This window comes from Pseudomonas sp. FeN3W (genome assembly GCA_030263805.2).
In the GTDB taxonomy this organism is placed as follows: domain Bacteria; phylum Pseudomonadota; class Gammaproteobacteria; order Pseudomonadales; family Pseudomonadaceae; genus Stutzerimonas; species Stutzerimonas stutzeri_G.
Window position 1 is genome coordinate 4,397,008 of sequence record CP136010.1, and the last position, 19,731, is coordinate 4,416,738.

At 65.8% G+C, this 19,731-nt stretch carries 17 protein-coding genes; 8 read left to right on the top strand and 9 right to left on the bottom strand.

The features are described from left to right. Positions 1–3: 3 nt before the first annotated feature. Positions 4–354, bottom strand: coding sequence for a DUF6746 family protein (locus tag P5704_020690; GenBank protein WOF78400.1), 351 nt, complete (start codon positions 352–354; stop codon positions 4–6). A 474-nt stretch (positions 355–828) separates the two neighbouring features. Here P5704_020690 and P5704_020695 point away from each other — a divergent pair, with 474 nt between their 5' ends. Together P5704_020695 and P5704_020700 are read left to right on the top strand one after the other, a co-directional pair. Next, the gene (locus P5704_020695) at positions 829–2,448 is read left to right on the top strand and encodes a methyl-accepting chemotaxis protein (protein WOF78401.1); all 1,620 of its coding nucleotides are present in this window, start codon (positions 829–831) and stop codon (positions 2,446–2,448) included. Between the two features lie 122 nt (positions 2,449–2,570). Continuing rightward, entirely contained in the window at positions 2,571–3,584 is a 1,014-nt protein-coding gene (locus P5704_020700) for an alpha/beta hydrolase (GenBank protein WOF78402.1), read from the top strand. 6 nt (positions 3,585–3,590) lie between these two features. Here the strand turns inward: P5704_020700 and P5704_020705 are convergent, their stop codons facing one another. From P5704_020705 to P5704_020715, 3 genes are all read right to left on the bottom strand, one after another. Then, positions 3,591–4,538, bottom strand: coding sequence for an alpha/beta fold hydrolase (locus P5704_020705; GenBank protein WOF78403.1), 948 nt, complete (start codon positions 4,536–4,538; stop codon positions 3,591–3,593). 133 nt (positions 4,539–4,671) lie between these two features. Then, on the bottom strand, positions 4,672–5,898 hold the full coding sequence (locus P5704_020710) for an MFS transporter (GenBank protein WOF78404.1): 1,227 nt from the start codon (positions 5,896–5,898) through the stop codon (positions 4,672–4,674). Between the two features lie 147 nt (positions 5,899–6,045). Further along, on the bottom strand, positions 6,046–7,893 hold the full coding sequence (locus tag P5704_020715; GenBank protein WOF78405.1) for an SLC13 family permease: 1,848 nt from the start codon (positions 7,891–7,893) through the stop codon (positions 6,046–6,048). Between the two features lie 230 nt (positions 7,894–8,123). Here P5704_020715 and P5704_020720 point away from each other — a divergent pair, with 230 nt between their 5' ends. Together P5704_020720 and P5704_020725 are read left to right on the top strand one after the other, a co-directional pair. After that, a complete protein-coding gene (locus P5704_020720; GenBank protein ID WOF78406.1) occupies positions 8,124–9,080 on the top strand; it encodes an alpha/beta hydrolase in 957 nt (318 codons plus the stop codon). After that, entirely contained in the window at positions 9,077–9,553 is a 477-nt protein-coding gene (locus tag P5704_020725; protein WOF78407.1) for a GreA/GreB family elongation factor, read from the top strand. The genes P5704_020720 and P5704_020725 overlap by 4 nt, the downstream gene beginning before the upstream one ends. Before the next feature lie 90 nt (positions 9,554–9,643). On the opposite strand, the gene P5704_020730 is transcribed toward P5704_020725, so the two are convergent. Beyond that, positions 9,644–11,584, bottom strand: a complete 1,941-nt coding sequence (locus P5704_020730; protein ID WOF78408.1) for a DNA topoisomerase III — start codon at positions 11,582–11,584, stop codon at positions 9,644–9,646. A gap of 187 nt (positions 11,585–11,771) precedes the next feature. Here P5704_020730 and P5704_020735 point away from each other — a divergent pair, with 187 nt between their 5' ends. After that, a complete protein-coding gene (locus tag P5704_020735) occupies positions 11,772–11,984 on the top strand; it encodes a DUF3079 domain-containing protein (GenBank protein ID WOF78409.1) in 213 nt (70 codons plus the stop codon). 7 nt (positions 11,985–11,991) lie between these two features. Here the strand turns inward: P5704_020735 and P5704_020740 are convergent, their stop codons facing one another. After that, on the bottom strand, positions 11,992–13,221 hold the full coding sequence (locus P5704_020740) for a dicarboxylate/amino acid:cation symporter (protein WOF78410.1): 1,230 nt from the start codon (positions 13,219–13,221) through the stop codon (positions 11,992–11,994). Between the two features lie 193 nt (positions 13,222–13,414). On the opposite strand from P5704_020740, the gene P5704_020745 reads away from it, so the two are divergent. From P5704_020745 to P5704_020755, 3 genes are all read left to right on the top strand, one after another. Continuing rightward, positions 13,415–13,738 (top strand): hypothetical protein, encoded by a 324-nt coding sequence (locus P5704_020745; GenBank protein ID WOF78411.1) that lies wholly within the window; start codon positions 13,415–13,417, stop codon positions 13,736–13,738. Between the two features lie 72 nt (positions 13,739–13,810). After that, positions 13,811–14,536 (top strand): SIMPL domain-containing protein, encoded by a 726-nt coding sequence (locus tag P5704_020750; protein ID WOF78412.1) that lies wholly within the window; start codon positions 13,811–13,813, stop codon positions 14,534–14,536. A gap of 194 nt (positions 14,537–14,730) precedes the next feature. Continuing rightward, positions 14,731–15,864, top strand: coding sequence for a Fic family protein (locus P5704_020755; protein WOF78413.1), 1,134 nt, complete (start codon positions 14,731–14,733; stop codon positions 15,862–15,864). An 88-nt stretch (positions 15,865–15,952) separates the two neighbouring features. Here the strand turns inward: P5704_020755 and P5704_020760 are convergent, their stop codons facing one another. The 3 genes from P5704_020760 to P5704_020770 all read right to left on the bottom strand — a co-directional run bounded on the left by P5704_020760 (position 15,953) and on the right by P5704_020770 (position 19,619). Further along, the gene (locus tag P5704_020760; GenBank protein WOF78414.1) at positions 15,953–16,879 is read right to left on the bottom strand and encodes an ABC transporter permease; all 927 of its coding nucleotides are present in this window, start codon (positions 16,877–16,879) and stop codon (positions 15,953–15,955) included. Between the two features lie 67 nt (positions 16,880–16,946). Further along, positions 16,947–18,050 (bottom strand): ABC transporter permease, encoded by a 1,104-nt coding sequence (locus tag P5704_020765; GenBank protein ID WOF78415.1) that lies wholly within the window; start codon positions 18,048–18,050, stop codon positions 16,947–16,949. Positions 18,051–18,062: 12 nt separating this feature from the next. After that, the gene (locus tag P5704_020770; protein ID WOF78416.1) at positions 18,063–19,619 is read right to left on the bottom strand and encodes an ABC transporter ATP-binding protein; all 1,557 of its coding nucleotides are present in this window, start codon (positions 19,617–19,619) and stop codon (positions 18,063–18,065) included. Positions 19,620–19,731: the final 112 nt, after the last annotated feature.

The following is a 19,731-nucleotide window of genomic DNA, read 5'->3' on the forward strand; positions in this document are numbered from 1 at the left end:
GGATTACTTGATCACTGTCCGCGCGGTCTTCAGATAGTCCGCGCCGTAAGTGCTGACTTCTTCGGCGCTCTCGGCTTCCGAGGCGATGTGGATTTCCTCCAGGGTGTCGTTCAGCCCGTCCATTTCTTCGACGATTTTCTCCAGCGCCGCTTTCAGCGTGTAGGTCAGTTCGTGGATCTGCGCCATGTTCTCGGGCGTCTGCTCCTGCGCCAGGGCCTGATCGAGGCGGGCGTTGTACTCGGAGAATTGCTTCACCGCCTCGGCCAGGTTGCGGGGTGGCGGTGCGTCGGCGAAGGCATGGCTGGCGATGATGGCGGTCAGCGCCAGAACGGCGGTGCGGATAAGCGTTTTCACGGCAGGTCCCTTGCTGAATTTGGTCGGGCGCGAAGGTATCACCTGCGGGTACTGACGCTGTGCAGCAGCGCACAGTCTGCACTGCGCCATTAGTCGCATGCGGTGGCGTGCGGCATGGCCGATTCGGGAAATTGCAGGGCGACGTTACTGTCGCCTGCAAGGCCGACGCAGCTGCAGTAATGGCCTTTTTGGCCGCTCTGGCATGCACCTTGCGAAGATTTTTGCGTTAAAGAGCCGACATCCGCGGCCGATAGCGTCTCGCTTGCTGGCAATCCGCTTTGTGCCTGGCAGGCCTCGCAGGCGCAACAACAGACGCAACAACAAGATCACGTGCCTGCTTCCTCTTCCGCGATGCACGTCCTGCAACAGGACCACGCGGCACGTCCCTCGCCCGACGCGCCGGTTCGACCGTTATGCCTCACTTTTGCCAATTTGCCGCTCTTCACGAACGGCACGCCATATGGAAAAGAACGAATGATGCAGCAACTGACAATCCGTGCCCGCCTGTTGATTCTGGTCGGGGCCATGCTTGCGGCCTGTCTGGTGATCGGCCTGACCGGGCTCAATGCCCAGCAGCGCAGTGTCGCCGGACTCAACACCGTGTATCTGGATCGCGTCGTGCCGCTGCGTGACCTAAAGCTCATCGCCGACCTGTACGCGGTGAAGATCGTCGATACCACCCACAAGACCCGCAGCGGCATGCTCAGTTATGGCCAGGCGCGCGACGATGTGCGCAACGCCCGCGCGGAGATCAGCCGTCTCTGGAGCGCGTACCTGAACACCCGCTTGATCGACGCCGAGCGGCAGCTCGCGTCGCGCATCGAGACCCTGATGAAGGCCGCCGACGAGCCGTTCGATGCCCTCGAGCGCACGCTGGACCGGCATAGCGAGAAACGTCTGGCGGCGTTCGTCATCAATGATCTGTATCCGCTGGTCGACCCCATATCCGAAAGCTTCTCCCAACTGATCGAGCTGCAACTGGGCGAGGCCAAGGCCGAGTACGAACAGGCGCAGGCGCTCTATCAGCGCAACCGCCTTTTGAACATCGGCCTGTTGCTGGCGCTGCTGGTGGGCGGCGGCCTGTTCGCCACGGTGATGCTGCGCAGCATCAGCCGGCCGCTGGAGGAGTTGAAGCAGGCCGCGGCATCGGTGGCCGCGGGTGACCTGAGCCGCAGCATCGAGTGTCGCGGCAAGGACGAGATCACCGAGGTGCAGCAGTCGATCCGCCAGATGCAGCGGACATTGCGCGATACCTTGCAGGACATTCAGGGCTCGGCGACCCAGCTGGCGTCGGCTGCCGAGGAATTGCACGCGGTCACCCAGCACACCGCCCAGGGCATCCATCAGCAGAACGAGGAAGTGCAGATGGCCGCCACGGCGGTCACCGAGATGTCCGCTGCGGTGGACGAAGTGGCCGGCAATGCCAATCGCACCTCCGATGCTTCGCGCGATGCCGAGACGGTCGCCGACGACGGGCGTCGCCAGGTGACCGCCACGCGGCAGACCATCGACCAGTTGAGCGACAAGCTGCAGCAGACCGCGGCCACCGTGACCCATCTGGCCGAAGAGGCGGCGAGCATCGGGCAGGTGGTGGATGTGATTCGCGCGATCGCCGATCAGACCAATCTGCTCGCGCTCAACGCCGCCATCGAAGCCGCGCGGGCCGGTGAGGCCGGACGCGGATTCGCGGTGGTCGCCGACGAGGTGCGCAACCTCGCCCAGCGCACGCAGAGTTCGACCCAGGAGATCGAGCGCATGATCGGCTCGATCCAGAGCGCTACCGAGCAGTCGGTGCGCGACATGCAGCAGAGCAGTGAATTCGCTACGCGCAGCCAGAGCATGGCCGGCGAAGCGGATCAGGCGCTGGGGCTGATCGCCGAGCGCGTCGGGCAGATCAACGAGATGAACCTGGTGATCGCCAGCGCTGCCGAGGAACAGGCGCAGGTCGCGCGGGAGGTGGATCGCAACCTGGTGGCCATCCGCGACATCTCCGAGCAGAGCGCCACCGGTGCGCAGCAGACCTCGGTGGCCAGCGACGAGCTGGCGCGCTTGGCGACACAGCTCAATCAGCTGGTCGGGCGCTTCCGCCTGTAAGCGAAGAGAGACGGGTAGGCGCGGCCGGGACATGCATTGTCGCAATCCGACCGCGAACCTGGCTGCACGAATGCATTCCTATGTACGGAGTTTCCCGATCCGTACTGAAACAGGAGTCGCGCGTGAAAACAGCCGTGTCCGCCCTGGCGCTTGCCGCCGGTCTAACCCTGAGCCTGCCGCTGCTGGCCGAAAGCCGAACCGCCTACGGCCCGCAGCTGGAAGGCTTCAGCTACCCGCACCCGCTCAAGCACTACCGTTTCGAATCCCAGGGCAAGGCGCTGGAAATGGCCTTCATGGATGTCGAACCGCAGGGCAAGGCGAACGGCCGCACGGCGCTATTGCTGCATGGCAAGAATTTCTGCGGGGCGACCTGGGAGCGCACCATCGAGGTGCTCAGCAAGGCCGGTTACCGGGTCATCGCACCCGATCAGGTCGGTTTCTGCAGCTCCAGCAAGCCCGAGGGCTACCAGTTCAGCTTCGCCCAGCTGGCGCACAACACCCAGGCGCTGCTGGAACAGGAGAACATCGAACAGGTCACCGTGATCGGCCATTCCATGGGCGGCATGCTGGCCGCTAGGCTGGCGCTGAACTACCCACAGCGAGTCGAGCGGCTGGTGCTGGTCAACCCAATCGGTCTGGAGGACTGGCAGGCCGAGGGCGTGCCCTATGCCTCCATCGATCAGCTCTACCAGTCGGAGCTCAAGACCGATTTCGACAGCATCAAGGCCTATCAGCAGAAGTTCTACTACAACGGCGACTGGAAGCCGGAGTACGACCGCTGGGTGGAAATGCTTGCCGGGATGTACGCCGGAGATGGCAAGGAGCAGGTCGCCTGGAATCAGGCACAGACCTCGGAGATGGTCTTCACCCAGCCGGTGATCCATGAGTTTTCGCGGATCAAGACACCGACCTTGCTGCTGATCGGCGGGCTGGATCGTACCGCGCCGGGCGCCAACCGAGCGCCGCAGGATGTCGCCAAGCGCCTGGGCAACTACCCCGAGCTGGGCCGCCAGGCTGCCGCGATGATTCCCGATGCCAAGCTGGTGGCCTTTCCCGATCTGGGGCATTCACCCCAGGTCGAGGCGCCGGAAGCGTTTCACCGTGCCTTGCTCGAAGGCTTGGAGGCCAAGCGCTGACGTCGGTCAGCCGCGCTCCGCGGCTTTTGCCTGTGGCGGCTGCGCGGCACCCAGGCGCTGTTCGCCGGACTCCAGCAGCGCCTGCAAGGCACGGCCATAGGCAGCGAGCGCCACGCGCAGGCTGTTGTTGTGGGTGGCGCCCTCGACCAGCAGCAATTGCTTGGGCTGGCGCGCGGCTTCATACAGCTGCTCGCTGAAGCGCGGCGGCACATAGCGGTCATCGGTGCCGTGCACCACCAGCAGCGGCATGCCGATCTGGTCGATCTTCTCCAGCGAATCGAACTTCTGCGACAGCAGCCAGCGCACCGGCAGCGTGGTGTCGGAAACGGCCGTCGCCACGTCGGCCAGTGAGGTGAAGGTCGACTCGATGATCAGCGCGCGGGCTTCGGCCGGTGCGTTGTCGCGCTCGGCCTGCTGTCCGAGTTCGGCGGCCAGGTCGACGGCCACAGCGCCGCCGAGGGAATGCCCGTAGATGAAGCGTTTGCCGGCGTCCGGCTGCAATGTTTTCAGGCGCTCCCAGCCGATGCGCGCGTCGGCATAGACGCTGCGCTCCGACGGCAGGTCGCCGAGGCTCTGGCCGAAACCGCGGTAGTCGATGGCCAGCACCGAAAAGCCCAGCGCACGCAGCTGCTCCAGGCGGAACAGATGGCCGGTGAGGTTCCAGCGCACGCCGTGCAGGTAGAGCAGCGCCGGTGCGTCGGCGTCGGCCGCCGGCCACCACCAGGCATGGATATTCTGCTCGTCGCCGAATGCCGAATCGGTCAGCTGCAGCTCCTCGACGCCACGCGGCAGCCCGCTGAACCAGGATGCGGTGCCCGGTTCGATACGGAACACCAGCTCGCGCTCCTTCTGCTCGAGTACCGAGCAGCCGACCGGCAGGCCAACGGCGAACAGGGTCATCAGCAGCAGGCCGATCCGGCGGGCTCTGCTGCGCAACAGGTAGAAATGCTGCAAGGTCAGGGTCTCGAAAAATCAGCAATCGTAGATAGGACCCGCTTGCCGAACGATCTGCAAGGCGGGTCATCGCTTCACTGATTACTGCATGTTGCGCGCCACTGTCGCCGCCAGCGGACGGCCGGCTACGGCCTCAGGAGCAGCAGGTCGCCGGCCCGGTGTCGGCGTCCTGCACCGCGCGCTCGATCTTCCAGGCCCAGGCGAACACCAGCAGGCCACCAACGGCGGTGGCGGCGCCGATATAGCCGGTCGAAGTCCAGCCGAAACCGGCGGTGATCGCCAGCCCGCCGAGCCACGGGCCAAGGGCATTGGCGATGTTGAAGGCGGCGTGATTGGAGGCGGCGGCCAGGGTCTGCGCATCCGCCGCGACATCCATCAGATGGGTCTGCAGCGCCGGCGACAGCGAGACCATGGTGCCCACCGCGAACACCGCCGGAAAGATCGTCCACACCGAGTGCGCGGCCAGCGGGAACACCAGCAGCACCAGTGCGCTCCACAGCAGCAACCAGGCGACGGCCTTGAAGCGCAGCCGATCGAACAGCCAGCCGCCGACCAGATTGCCGACGATGCCGCCAAGACCGAAGGCGGCGAGCGCGAAGGGAATCCAGCCGGCGCCGACGCCGGTGACATCCAGCAGCGTCGGCGCCATGTAGCTGAACACGCAGAACATCCCGGCGAAACCAATGGAGCTGATCGCCAGCGCCAACCAGACCTGCGGCCGGTTGAACGCGCGGATCTCATGCAGCGGGCTGTTACGCGGCTCGGCACGGTTGAGCGGCAGGAACAGCGCCACCAGCAGCACCGTCAGCAGGGCGATGGCGCCGACCAGGGCAAAGGCATAGCGCCAGCTCAGCCATTGCCCGAGCCAGGTGGCCAGCGGGTTGCCGATCAGGATCGCCACGGTCAGGCCCATCAGCACGCGGGCCACGGCCTGGGCGCGCCTGTCCGGCGGCACCATGGAGGCCGCCACCAGCATCGCCACGCCGAAATAGGCCCCATGGGGCAGGCCGGTGATGAAGCGGAAGATCATCAGCGTCGAATAGTCCGGTGCCAGGGCGCTGGCGAAATTGCCGAGGGCGAAGAAACCCATCAGCAACAGCAGCAGGTGCCGGCGGAACAGCCGCGAGCCGAGGATCGCCAGCAGTGGCGCGCCCACCACCACGCCCAGCGCGTAGGTGCTGATCACGTTGCCGACCTGGGGCTCGCTGATGCCCAGCCCTTCGGCCACGTTCGGCATCAAGCCCATGATGGCGAACTCGCCGGTGCCGATGGCGAAACCGCCCATGGCCAGCGCCAGCTCGAGCAACAGCACGGCGCGGGCGGAAAGGGGTGGAGTCGCTGCGGTGGCTGGCGCCGTCATGGTTACCTCGTCGCATGGAAAAGGGGCGGCATTATTCACACTGGTGCGCGCAGGTAAAGCCCTACTGCCGAAGAAGGAGATGCACTGGGTGTCTGGGAGTGCTTCGGCGCGTCGGAGTTCGCCGGTCCCGAACGGAAAGGCGTTTGTTCATAGCGGCCAGATCCAGAGGATCGCCGGCACGCTGCAGAGCACCACCAGAATCGACAGCGGCAGGCCCAGCCGCCAGTAGTCACCGAAGCGGTAGCCGCCCGGCGCCATCACCAGCGTGTTGGACTGATGCCCGATGGGTGTGAGGAAGGCACAGGAGGCACCGATCGCCACGGCCATCAGAAACGGATCGACCGACACATCCATGCCGCGTGCCAGGCTGATCGCCACCGGGGCGGCGAGGACCGCGGCGGCGGCATTGTTGACTACGTTGGAGATCAGCATCACCGCCACCATCAGCAGCGCCAGCGTCGCCGCCGCTGGCAACGACGGCCCCAACTCCAGCAGCGCTTCGGCGATCAGTTGCGAGCCCCCGCTGGTTTCCAGCGCCTCGCCGACCGGCAGCATCGCGGCCACCAGCACGATGACCGACATATCGATGCTGTCGTAGATGCGGCCCACGGGAACCAGTCCGACCAGAATCATCACCAGCGCGCCGCTGACCAGCGCGGTGGCGGCCGGCACTAGGCCGAAGGCGATGGTCGCCAGGGTGATGGCGAAGATGGCGCTGGCCAGCAGCACGTTGCGTGGCGTGGTGATGCTCAGCCCGCGCGACGCCAGCGGCAGGCAGCCCAGGCTGTTCATACTCGACTGCAGGGCATTCTCGCGGGCCTGCAGCAGCAGGATGTCGCCAGTGGCGAAGCGGATCTTGCCGAGCCGCTGGCGCAGCCGCTGCCCCTGGCGGGCGACGGCCAGCACGTTGACGCCGTGACGTTCGCGCAGGTCGAGGCCACTGGCGGTCGTGCCCACCAGTATCGAGCCGGGGGAGATGATGGCTTCGGCCAGGGTCAGCTCGCCGTGCCGGCTCTTGTGATTCTTCTCGGTCTTTTCGTCTTCGACCGCCTGCGCGGTGTCTTCCTGCGCTTTCTGTGCTTTTTCCTCCTGCTCGTCGACATTGGCCGCCAGCTCGACGCCGGTGACGTCGAGCAGCGCCTTGAGGCTGTCCGAATCCGCCTCCACCAGCAGGATGTCGCCCTCGCGCAGTACCTCGTAGGTCGACGGCATGCGCTGGCGCTCGTCGCCGCGCACCAGGGCGATCACCTGTACATCGGCCTCGTCCTTCACCTCATTGATCAGCGCGTGCAGGGTGCGCCCGGCGTACTTGCAGCTTTCCGGTACCCGTACTTCGGTGAGGTAGGCGCTGATCTCGAACAGGTCACCGTTGCCTTCTTGCTCCTGGCGCTGCGGCACCAGCCGCCAACCGAGCAGCGCGATGAACAGCACACCGGCGACCGTCACCGCGGCGCCCACCGGGAGAAAGGCGAACATGCCGAACGGTGCCTCGCCGGCCTCGGCGCGATAGCCGGCGATGATCAGGTTCGGTGGGGTGCCGATCAGCGTCAGGGTGCCGCCGAGCAGCGAGCCGAACGCCAGTGGCATCAGCAGATACGACGGTGAGCGCCCGCTCTGGCGCGACATCCAGATCGCCACCGGCATGAACAGCGCCAGCGCGCCGACGTTGTTCATGAAGCCCGAGCTGAGCGCGACAATCCCGGTCAGCGCGGCGACCTGTGCCCACGGGCGCTCGCCGACCTGCATCAGCCGCCGCGCCACGGAATCCACCACGCCGGCATTGAGCAGCCCGCGGCTTAGGACCAGCACCGCAGCCACAGAAATCACGGCAGGATGGCCGATGCCGGAAAACACCTCGTCAGCCGGCACCACACCTGTCAGTGCGCAGGCGAGCAGCGCGCCGAGGGCGACCAGGTCGTAGCGCCAGCGATTCCAGACGAACAGCACCAGCGTTGCCGCCAGTACGCCAAAGACGATCAGCTGTTCGCCGGTCATGTACTTTTCTCCGAGCCGCCAAAAACCCGCAGCGCGTAGGCGCCGTAGTTCGGGGCGGTAATGCCAGTGGGAACCACGATGAGGTGTTGCGCTGCAGACCACCTGCCTGCAGGGGTAATGCGGCTGTCATGAAACAGACTGCGGCCGCTGCGCAAAGGTGCCGGCAGGTTATGGCAAAAATGTGCGCTGCGGGGCAAGGTGGCGGCACAACAATTCGAAAGGTCCTTGCCATGCCCGAGTCCGTTGCCCTGCACTGCACAGATGGTTTCACCCTCGCCGCGCAGCTGTGGCGGCCGCCGGGTATCGAACGCGGCGCGGTGATCATCAGCTGCGCCACCGGTGTGCTGTCGCGCTATTACGCACGCTACGCAAGCTTTCTCGCCGAGCACGGTTTCGTCGCGCTGACCTACGACTTTCGCGGCATCGGCGGCTCGCGACCGCAGCGCCTGGGCGACATGCAGATGCGCTGGCGCGACTGGGGCGAGTACGACTTCGACGCCGCTGTGCGCTATATGCGTGAGCGTGATCCGCACGGGCTGCTGGTCGCGGTGGGGCACAGCGCCGGTGGCTTCATGCCGGGTTTTGCCGAGGCGGCCGGCGAGGTGGACCGCTACCTCAACGTGGCCGGGCAGTACGCCTACTGGCGCGACTACGCCGCCGATCAGCGCCTGCGCATGTACGCCAAGTGGCACCTGTTCATGCCTGCGGTGACCCGGCTGGTCGGTTATTTTCCCGGGCGCCGCCTTGGCTGGCTGGAAGACCTGCCAGCGGGTGTCGCGCTGGAGTGGTCCCGGCGCGGTGCGCGGCTGGAAGACAGCTATCCGCCTGACGAACACGAACTGCTGTTCAGCCGTTTTGCCGCGATCCGTGCGCCGATGCTGGCGGTCAGCACCAGTGACGACGAGTTCGCCACGCCCGCTGCGATGCGCCGCGGGCTCGGCTACTTTCGCAATAGCCCACGCCAGCTGGTGCAGCTCAATCCCCGCGCGATGGGCTTCGAGCGCATCGGCCATTTCGGCCTGTTCCATGGCCGCCACCGCAATGGTTTCTGGTGCGAGACACTGGAGTGGATCGCCGAGGGCCGTAATCCCTGGCTGGCCGATGCGGTGATCGAGCCCGGCGCTGCACCGGACAGCGATGACGCCATTCCCTTCGGCGCGCCGTCGGGCTATAAGCCTGGCCCATGAACAAGAGCGCCCTTCAGCAGCAGATCATCGCCACCCTCGAAGCCGACCGCGAAGTCGCCAAGACCGTGCTGGCCGCGACCCACGAGGCCGCCACCCATGCCGAGAGCAAGGCCGAGAACAAGTACGACACCCGTGGCCTGGAAGCCGCCTACCTCGCCGACGGCCAGCGCCGCCGCCTGCATGAGATCGAGACGGCACTTGCCGCCTATCGCAACCTGCAGCCGACCATCGGTTCGGACGAGTGCGTTCGGGTCGGTGCGCTGCTTTGCCTGGAGCATGATGGCGTCGAACGCTGGTTCTTTCTCGGCCCGGATGCGGCGGGGCTGAAGCTGAGGCATGAAGGGCGGGAAGTCCTGGTCATCTCGCCGCGTTCGCCGTTGGGCCAGGGCCTGCTCGGGCGCGAGGTGGGGGACGAAGTGGAACTGAAGGTGAACGGCCAGTCGCAGCGCTACGAGGTGCTGGAGATTCATTAGGGCGGCTGCTTGTGGCGGGCTGGTCTGCTGTAGGCGCCATTCCACGCTGCGCCTACTGAGTCTGGAAACGAACCACCCGCTAGCTGTGGCTCAGTCTGCGGTTGCCGGCTTGCGTCGGCGAGCCGTTTTGCGTGGCGCGCCGCTGCGTTTCTTCTTCCATGGTTTTCCCCCGCGTCTGGCCGCGACCGGCGGGCCACTGATGGTCATGCGCAGCCCGGCGCAGCGCTCGACCAGCTTGCTCATCCAAGCCGATTGCTTGGTGACGAATTCTTCCAGCGGCATCTCGCCGCTCTGCACCATGTCCAGCGCCTGTTCCCAGATTGCCGTGGTGCCCGGGTCGGCGATCGGCCGCGGCACGGCGTCGATCAGGCTGAACGCCGCCGGCGTTGCCGCCAGCGCCTTGCCCTGGCGAACCAGATAGCCGCGGTCGAGCAGGCCCTGGATGATCCCGGCGCGAGTCGCCTCGGTGCCGATGCCGGTGGTGTCCTTGAGCTTCTGTTTCAGCCGCGGGTCGTCCACCAGCTTGGCGACGTTCTTCATCGCCTTGATCAGGTCGCCTTCGGTGAAGGGCTTGGGCGGTTGGGTCTGCTGGTCCTTGAGCGTGATCTCGCCCACCGCGTAATCCTGGCCCTGTTGCAGGGCTGGCAGGCTCTGCGGCGCGGCTGCTTCACGATTGCCCCGTGCCGGCGCCAGCGCTTCGGGCATGGCGCGTTTCCAGCCGGGCTCGGCGATCCGCTTGCCCACCGCGCGCAGCGCCTGGCCGGCGCAGTCGAAGTCGGCCTGGGTGCGGTCGTACTCGTGGTTGGGCAGGAATTGCGCCAGGTAGCGCGCGCGGATCAGCTCATACACCGCACGCGGGCGCCCGGCCAGGCGTTCCAGACCACGCGCCGCGACGGTGGGGATGATGCCGTGGTGGGCGCCGACCTTGGCGTCATTCCAGGCCCGCGAGCGGCGCGACAGGTCCAGATGCGGCTCAAGCGCGGCGAGCGTCGGATCGGCTTGAGTCAGCGCCGCGACGATGGCCCGCGCCTCGCCGTGCTGGCTCAGTGGCAGGTAGCCGCAGTCGCTGCGCGGGTAGGTGATCAGCTTGTGGGTTTCGTACAGCGCCTGGGCGATATCCAGGGTTTCCTGGGCGCCGAGGCCGAGCTTCTTCGAGCAGACTTCCTGCAACGTGCCGAGATCGAAGGGCAAGGGTGCCGCTTCGCGCTGACGCTCGGTCTTGAGCTTCAGCAGGCGAGCGCTGGCAGCGTTGCGCATGGCGTCCGCAGCCTGCTGCGCGCGGGCCTGATCGAGGCAGCGACCCTGGTCATCGCAATGCTCGTCCGGCGCCTGCCACTGCGCGGTGAACGTGGCACCATCAGCCAGCAACTGCACGTCGATGGCCCAGAACGGCACCGGGATGAAGTCTGCGATGCTGCGGTCGCGGTCGACTACCAGGCGCAGCGTCGGCGTCTGCACGCGGCCCACCGGCAGCACGCCCTGGTAGCCGGACTGGCGGCCGAGCAGGGTGAACAGCCGGCTCATGTTCATGCCGATCAGCCAGTCGGCACGCGAGCGGCCGAGGGCGGCATGGTAGAGATTGAAAGTCTCGGCGCCGGGCTTGAGCGCAGCCAGCGCCTTGCGGATCGAGGCATCGTCCAGCGCCGACAGCCACAGGCGGCGGATCGGCCCGCGGTAGCGGCAGTGATCGACCAGCTCGCGGGCGATCATCTCGCCTTCGCGGTCGGCGTCGGTGGCGATCACCAGTTCGCTGCATTCGCCGAGCAGGCGCTTGACCGCCTTGAACTGGCTGGCGGTCTTCGGCTTGACCAGCATCTTCCAGCGCTCCGGCACGATCGGCAGGTCGGCCAGGACCCAGCGCTTGTAGCGTGGGTCATAGGCGTCCGGTGGGGCGGTTTCCAGCAGGTGGCCGATGCACCAGGTCACCGTCACCCCGGCGCCCTGCAGGCAACCGTCGCCACGCCGGTTGGCGCCGAGCACTTTGGCGATGTCGCGGGCCTGGGAAGGTTTTTCGCAGAGATAGAGTTGCATGGAGGCTGTGACGGCAGCGGTCGATGACGCGAAGCATGTGCACAAACGGCGCTTCAGGCAATCATTATCTGTATGTGCATACAGTTGTTGTGCGCCGATGCTCGTCGTTCTTGAGCATGATCAAGTCTGGCGGCGGCGAGGAGGTTTAGCCTGTGGCTACTGCAACAACGCCCGAAAGGCACTCGCAATGGCCAAGAAATTCCCCCTCGAACCTTCCCACCCCGAACGTGTGTGCTGGGGCTGCGACCGCTATTGCCCGGCCACGTCGATGGCCTGTGGCAACGGCGCGGGCCGCACTCAGCATCCGGCGGAAATGTTCGGTGAGGACTGGTACCTGGACGAATGCTGGGGCATCGACCCGGAGCTGATCGCCAAGACCCGCAAGGAGTCGTCGTCCTGATGCTGCGCTAGTCGCGATCGGCGAAACGCTGCACCACCACACTGCCAATGATGTCGCCCTCGACGTTGACCGCCGTGCGCACGGTATCCAGCAAACGGTCGATCGGCAGCAGGATTGCCACCGCTTCGGCCGGCAGGCCGACCGCCTGCAATACCATCACCATGGTCACCATGCCGGCGCTGGGAATGCCCGGGGCGCCGGTCGAGGCGATCATCGCGGTGAAGAACACCACCGCCTGCTGCGCCAGGCTCAGCTCGATACCCATCAGATTGGCGACGAACAGCGCTGCCGCCGCTTCGTAGAGCGCGGTGCCGTCCATGTTCATGGTCGCGCCCAGCGGCAGCACGAAGCCGGCGATGCCCGGGCGCACCTTGAGATTGTCCTCGGCGCAACGCAGCGAGATCGGCAGCGTCGCCGCGCTGGAACTGGTGGCGAACGCCGTGATCAGCGCCTCGCGGGTACCGCGGAAAAACCACAGCGGCGACTTGCCGGTCGTTAGGAAGAGGATGCCTGGCAACACCACTATGCCGTGAAACAGTGTGGTGGCGAACACCAGCGCGATGAAGCCGCCGACGGCACTGAGCAGCGCCACATCCTGCTCGGCCACCAGTTTGATCAGTAGGGCGAGGATGCCCAGCGGCGCCAGGCGCATGATCCAGCCGATGATGCGCATCATCAGCTCGAGAAATTCCTGCAGCACCACGAGGATATTGCGGTAGCGGTCGCCACCGGCTACCAGGGCGATGCCGATGAACATGGCGAACACCACGACGGCCAGGATGCTGCCGTTGGCCAGCGCGGCGAAGGGGTTCTGGAACAGGTTGGCGAAGAAGTGCAGGAAGAACTCCGGCAGCGTCAGCTGACGCGCCTCGAAGTCGTTCATCGCCTCGGCGAACAGGTCCAGCGACAGGCCCGTACCCGGCTTGAAGAGGTTCGCCGCGACCAGCGCCACCAGCATCGCCGCACTGGTGGTGAGGGTGAAGTAGACCAGCGCGCCGCCCCACACCCGATGCACCTGGTGATGTGCCTGCAGGTTGGCCACGCCGACCACGATGGAGGTGAAGATCAGCGGGATCAGCACCATCTTCAGCAGGCCGATGAAGATGCTCCCGGCCAGGGTGCTGGCGTAGAGCACGCCCTCGCGCACGGGTGCGTCGGTTGGCAGCGTGCCGGTCAGCCAGCCGATGGCGACACCCAGGCAGGCCGCGATAAGAATCTGCAGGTTGAGACTGGGCAAAGGGGTGGCTCCTCGAATCGGTAGCGGTGGCGCTGAGCAAGAGAATGAACGCTGCGGCAAAAGTTCGCATCGCGCTGGGTGCAATCATACAGACGCGACGCAACCGACGTGCCAATGACCTGGCGTCGGCCGGCCGCTGACAAAGTCACGCAGCTGGGTTTTCATGACGGGGCAGGTAGAAGAGGCGCGAGTCATGAGCGATCAGGACATCGAACAACGCATCGCCCGCGACATCGCCAGATGGCAGCGCGGCGTGCAGGAAAAAGGCGAACCGCTGGTGGTGGACGAAGGCTGGCTGCAGACGCCGCCGGGCCTGCGCTTGCCGTTCTCGGTGCTGAAAAGCGCCGGGGTGCCGCCACGGGAAGTGGAGTTGCTGGCGCAGCGTGCCGCGTTGCGCGAACGGCTGGATGTCTGCAGCGATGCGCAGCAACGTGCGCGGCTGGAGCGCGAGCTGAGCGAGCTGGAGCAGCACATCGCCTTCCGGCTGGAGGCGTTGCAGCGCCTGGGCCGCGGTTGAACGCTGGCAACTGGTGTTCGCACGGCGCTGGAGTAGCATGCGTATTCGGTCAATTCCTACAGGGAGAAGCACGTGGCTACAGCACGAATCGGATTTCTGCCGGCGGCGTTGATCGCCGCGGCGGTGGCCTTCGCCGGCTGGTCGGTGGGGCAGGGCGTGGAGCGTTTTCGCATGGCCGACCGCACGGTGACGGTCAAGGGCCTGGCGGAGATGGACGTGAAGAGCGACTTCGCGGTGTGGACGCTGGGCTTTCGCCGTGGTGGCGATCAGTTCGCCGAGGTGCAGAAGGGGCTGAGCGAGGATCGCCAGCGGGTGCTGGACTTCCTCCGCGAGCAGGGCTTCACCGACGAGGAACTCGAGGTACGGCCGTTGCAGGTCCAGGATCTGCTGGCCCGCGAATGGGCCTCGCGTGATGTGGCGCTGCGCTTCAACGGTCAGGGTCAGGTGCTGGTCAAGTCCGAGCGCGTCGATGCGGTGGGCAAGGCGGCCAATGCCATCGATCCGCTGATCTTGGCCGGCGTTCAGCTGGATACCGAGATGAACGGTTTCGCCGGGCCGCGTTATCAGCTGCGTGGCTTCAACGAGCTGAAGCCGCAGTTGCTGGAGGCGGCCACCAGCAATGCCCGTGAACAGGCGACGCGTTTTGCCGAGGATGCTGGTGCCACGCTGGGGCGCTTGAAGAATGCCAACCAGGGGGTGATTCGGGTGATCGATGACGATGGCAGCGATATGGACAGTGGGCGGACCGTGGGGAAACGGCTGCGGGTGGTGAGTACGTTTGAATACACGTTGGATTGACAGAGGCGAGTTGAGCGCCGGTGCCGGTATGTCGAGCGTGGCTGTCTGTGTTTCTTAGCGGATGCGAGCGCGTTTTGGCGGTTCGAATCAGGACGATTACCGAGTGTGCTGACAGTGAGCCGAATAGCCGGCATTATCGGCTCACCATATGAGCCGAATAGCTCACCTATCTGGCTCACAGACGAGCAGTCCTTATGAATACCCCCTTCTGGATCTGGCAGCAGCCCGATTGGCCGCACTTCAGCTGGCAAGCCGACGCACTTGCTCCGCTGCTGCGTACCTGCAGCCAGGCTCAGGGCCGCTTGCTCGGGATGCTCGGTGCCGTGGGCAATGACACAGAGGTGCAGAGCAGTCTGGATGCCATGCTGCAGAACATCGTCACCTCATCAGCCATCGAGGGTGAGCAGCTGGATGTCGGCTCCGTGCGCTCGTCACTGGCGCGGCGTCTGGGGCTGAACGAAGAAGGCCGCATCACCTTGCGTTCCGAAGGTCTGGCGGAACTGCTGCTTGATGCCACCCGCGCGTATCAGCAGCCGCTCGATACGCAGCGGCTGTTCACCTGGCATGGCTGGCTGTTCCCCAGCGATGGTCACTTACTGGCCCGCCCGTTACGCATCGGTATGCTGCGTGGCGAAGAGCCCATGCAGGTGGTTTCCGGGAGACTCGACCGCCCTACCGTGCATTTCGAAGCGCCACCCCGCGCCGGGCTGGAAGAACGACTGGGCGACTTCCTTGCCTGGTTCGAGAGCAGCCGCAGCGATGCAGGCTTTGACCCATTTCTACGAGCCGGCATTGCGCACTTCTGGTTCGTCACCCTGCACCCCTTCGATGACGGCAACGGCCGCCTTACGCGCGCCATCACCGACCTGGCACTGGCCCAGGGAGAACAGCAGGCCATCCGCTTTTACGCCATGTCGGCGAGCATCCTCGATGACCGCGCCGGCTATTACCGCATCCTGGAAGCGAGCCAGAAAGGCACGCTGGATATCACCGCCTGGTTGCAATGGTTCCTAGCCACGCTGCTCAAGAGCTTGGAACAGGCCCTTGCTCGTATCGACCGCGTGCTGGTCAAGACACGCTTCTGGCAGGCTCACCGCAGCCAAGCCCTGTCTGCCGAGCAGATCAAAGTGCTTAACCGTCTGCTCGATGGCGGCGAGAGAGGTTTCGAGAACGGCATCAGCGCTGCGCAATACCAGGCTGTGGCCAAGGTCTCGAAAGCCACTGCCACGCGCCATCTGAGCGATCTCGTCGAGAAGGGTTGCCTTGCCCGGCTGCCCGGCGGCGGGCGTAGCACGCGCTACCAGATACAGCACTCGGCGTACGCTTGAAAAAGTGAGTCGCCCAGCAGGGCGAAACCAGGCTTTCATCAACTCCTTGAATAGCCCTGGTTCCGCGTAGCCGACCGGTCCGAAAGCCTCAATGCCCCGGCTGCCAGGGCTGCCCCAGCGACACCGGCGCGTACAACCGCGTACGGATCGCATCCCGCGAGAGCAGCACCAGCACCAGAATGGTCGCCACATACGGCAGCATCGCCAGCAGGTTGCCGGGGATCGCCAGGCCCAGGCCCTGGGCCACCAGATGGAGGATGCTGGCCAGGCCGAACAGGTAGGCGCCGAGCAGTACGCGGCTCACACGCCAGCTGGCGAACACCACCAGGGCCAGGGCGATCCAGCCGCGGCCGGCGGTCATGTTCTCCGCCCACATCGGCGTGTACGCCAGCGACATGTAGCCGCCGGCAAGCCCGGCCATAGCGCCGCCGAACATCACCGCCAGGGTGCGCACGCGCAGCACCGGCAGGCCCATGGCGCTGGCGGCGTTGGGGTTTTCGCCGACCGCCTGGATGATCAGGCCGATGCGGCTTTTCAGCAGCACCCAGGCCACCAGCGCGAACAGTGCGAAGGACAGGTACACCAGCAGATCCTGGGCGAACAGCATGCGGCCGATCACGGGGATCTCGCTGAGCAGCGGAATGGCGATCGGCTCGAAGCCGGCCAGCGGCTTGCCGACCCAGCTGGCACCGACGAAGGACGACAGGCCGACGCCGAAGATGGTCAGCGCCAGGCCGGTGGCCACCTGATTGGCGTTGAAGCCCAGCGCCACCATGGCGAACAGCAGCGACAGCAGCACGCCGGCCAGGCAGGCGAACAGCACGCCGAGCCAGAGACTGCCGCTGGCGAAGGCGACGATGAAGCCGATCACCGCGCCGAACAGCATCATGCCCTCCTGGCCGAGGTTGAGTACGCCGGTCTTCTCGCACACCAGCTCGCCGAGGGCGACCAGCAGCAGCGGCGTACCGGTGCGGATCATGGCGTAGAAGATATTGGTCAGTAAGTCCATGTCCATCGGGGTATTCACCTCGTAGAGAACAGCCGGAAGCCAGAAGCTCGAAGCTGGAAGTAAAAGTGCAGAGTCAGGATTGGATGGAGGGCTTCAAGCTTCCAGCTTTCCGCTTCCAGCTCCGCGCGAAGCGCGGCCGATAGAGGATCAGCACGTCGCAGGCGAGCAGGAAGAACAGCACCATGCCCTGGAACAGCTGGGTGATGGATTGCGGCAGGTTGGCCGCCATCTGCGCGTTCTCGCCGCCGAGGTAGAGCAACGCCATCAGCAGGCTGGCGAAGAGGATGCCGATGGGGTTGAGGCGGCCGAGGAAGGCCACGGTGATCGCTGCGTAGCCGTAGCCCGGCGACACCTGTGGCACCAGCTGGCCGATCGGCCCGGTGACTTCGGCGACACCGGCCAGTCCGGCCAGGCCGCCGCTGATCAGCAGGGCGATCCACACCAGCTTCTTGTCGCGGAAACCGACGAAGCCGGCGGCGCGCTTGTCCAGGCCCAGCACCTTGATCTGGAAGCCGAGAAAGCTCTTCTGCAGCAGTACCCAGACCACCACCAGCGCCAGCAGGGCGAAGTAGAAACCGGCATGCACGCGCAGGCCTTCGATCAGCTCGGGCAGCCGCGTGGCGTCGCCGAACATCGCCGACTCCGGGAAGTTGAAGCCTTCCGGGTCCTTCAGCGGGCCGTGCACGGCGAACAGCAGCAGGTTCAGCGCGATGTAGTTGAGCATGATGCTGGTGAGGATTTCGTTGGCGTTGAACGCCGTCTTCAACCAGGCGCAGAGCCCGGCCCAGGCGGCGCCGCCCAGCGTGCCGAGCAGCAGCGTCAGTACCAGCGCCCAGCGCGAATCCCAGTCGATGATGTTGACCGCCAGCGCGCTGCCGGCCAGGGCACCGATGAGCAACTGGCCTTCGGCGCCGATGTTCCAGATGCGCGCGTTGTAGACCACCGCCAGACCCAGCGCGCAGAGCAGGATCGGCAGCGCCTTGACCATCAGTTCGGAGACGCCGTAGAGATCGCCGAGCGGGTCGATCAGCAGCACCTTGAGGGTTTCCAACGGCGGATGGCCGAGCAGGGCGAACAGCAGCGCGCCGCTCAGCAGTGTCAGCAGCGCGGCCAGCAATGGCGAGAACCAGAGCATGGCCCGTGAGGCCTCGCCGCGGGGTTGCAGGGATAACAGCATGATGGATTCTCGTCAGGCGGCAGAGGTGGAAACGGGGGTGTCGCTGGTGTCGAACTGGCCGGCCATCCAGCGGCCGACTTCGACCGGGCAGGTGCTGGCGGTGGCGCGCTGTGGCGACAGCCGGCCGTCGCTCAGGGCGGCGATGCGGTCGCTGATCTGGAACAGCTCCTCGAGGTCCTCGGAGATCACCAGGATCGCCGCGCCGGCATCGCGCAGTTCGATCAGCGCGCGGTGGATCGCCGCCGCCGCGCCGACATCCACGCCCCAGGTCGGGTGTGCGGCGATCAGCAGCTTCGGCTGCTGCAGGATCTCGCGCCCGAGGATGAATTTCTGCAGGTTGCCACCGGACAGGCTCGCCGCCGGGGTCTGTGCGTCCGGTGTCTTCACCGCAAAACGCTGGATGACTTGTTCGGCGAAGGCGCGCACCTTGCCGCGGCGGATCATGCCCTGCTCGACCATACCGGTCTGCTGGAAGGCGGTGAGCAGGCCGTTGTCGGCCAGGCTCATGCTCGGCACCGCGCCGTGGCCGAGGCGCTCGGCCGGCACGAAAGCCATGCCGTGGCGACGGCGGGCGTCGGGGCGCAGGTGGGCGACGTCGTCGCCGAGAAAGCGGATATGCCTCGCCTGTGCGGCCGGCAGACGCTGTTCGCCACTGAGCAGGGCGAGCAGTTCATCCTGGCCGTTGCCGGCGACTCCGGCGATGCCGACGATCTCGCCGGCGCGAACCTCCAGATCCACCTCTTCGAGCGACACGCCGAACGGATCGGCGTTGTGCCAGGACAACCGCTCCACCCGCAGGAACGGCGCGCGGCCCTCGCTCTTCGGGTATTCGGCTTCCAGCCCCTCGGCATCGCCGACCATCAGCCGCGCCAGTTCCAGGTCCGAGCATTCGGCCGGCACGCACTCGCCGGACACGCGACCGGCGCGCAGCACCGTGGCGCTCTGGCACAGCGCGCGCACTTCATTGAGCTTGTGGCTGATGAACAGGATGCTGCAGCCCTCGGCAGCCAGCCGGCGCAGGGTGACGAACAGCTCGTCGGCCTCCTGCGGGGTGAGCACCGAGGTCGGTTCGTCGAGGATCAGCAGGCGGATGTCCTGCATCAGGCAACGGATGATCTCCACCCGCTGGCGCTCGCCGATGGACAGGCTGTGCACCAGCCGTTGCGGCTCCAGCGGCATGCCGTAGCGCAGCGAGACCTCGCGGATCTTCGGTTCCAGCTGCTTTGGCGTACCGGCCTTGGCTCCCAGGGCGAGGGCGATGTTCTCCGCCACCGAGAGCGTCTCGAACAGCGAGAAGTGCTGGAACACCATGCCGATGCCGCGTTCACGGGCCTGGGCCGGGTCGCGCATGGTCACCTGTTCGCCCTGCCAGTGGATTTCGCCGGCGTCCGGCTGGGTCACGCCGTAGATGATCTTCATCAGGGTGCTCTTGCCGGCGCCGTTCTCGCCGAGCAGGGCGTGGATTTCGCCCGGCTGGATCGACAGGTCGATACGGTCGTTGGCCAGGCAGCCTGGGTACTGTTTGGTGATGCCGCAGAGCTTGAGGCGCGCGGTCTGGGATTCGGGCATGGAGGCATCCGCTGGGTTTTTCATGACCAGGGTGTAGCAAAAAGCTGGCCAGGCAGTCAGGAATTGAGGTGTGACGTAGCCAGTGGAGCTGCGCCACCGGTTGGCCATGCGA

Bases quoted from the DNA above. Each gene is read 5' to 3' on its own strand.
- P5704_020765 (WOF78415.1), bottom strand. From the start codon at position 18,050: ATGCTGTTATCCCTGCAACCCCGCGGCGAGGCCTCACGGGCCATGCTC.
- P5704_020720 (WOF78406.1), top strand. From the start codon at position 8,124: ATGCCCGAGTCCGTTGCCCTGCACTGCACAGATGGTTTCACCCTCGCC.
- P5704_020710 (WOF78404.1), bottom strand. From the start codon at position 5,898: ATGACGGCGCCAGCCACCGCAGCGACTCCACCCCTTTCCGCCCGCGCC.
- P5704_020725 (WOF78407.1), top strand. From the start codon at position 9,077: ATGAACAAGAGCGCCCTTCAGCAGCAGATCATCGCCACCCTCGAAGCC.
- P5704_020755 (WOF78413.1), top strand. From the start codon at position 14,731: ATGAATACCCCCTTCTGGATCTGGCAGCAGCCCGATTGGCCGCACTTC.
- P5704_020695 (WOF78401.1), top strand. From the start codon at position 829: ATGATGCAGCAACTGACAATCCGTGCCCGCCTGTTGATTCTGGTCGGG.
- P5704_020770 (WOF78416.1), bottom strand. From the start codon at position 19,619: ATGCCCGAATCCCAGACCGCGCGCCTCAAGCTCTGCGGCATCACCAAA.
- P5704_020735 (WOF78409.1), top strand. From the start codon at position 11,772: ATGGCCAAGAAATTCCCCCTCGAACCTTCCCACCCCGAACGTGTGTGC.
- P5704_020730 (WOF78408.1), bottom strand. From the start codon at position 11,584: ATGCAACTCTATCTCTGCGAAAAACCTTCCCAGGCCCGCGACATCGCC.
- P5704_020715 (WOF78405.1), bottom strand. From the start codon at position 7,893: ATGACCGGCGAACAGCTGATCGTCTTTGGCGTACTGGCGGCAACGCTG.
- P5704_020760 (WOF78414.1), bottom strand. From the start codon at position 16,879: ATGGACATGGACTTACTGACCAATATCTTCTACGCCATGATCCGCACC.
- P5704_020745 (WOF78411.1), top strand. From the start codon at position 13,415: ATGAGCGATCAGGACATCGAACAACGCATCGCCCGCGACATCGCCAGA.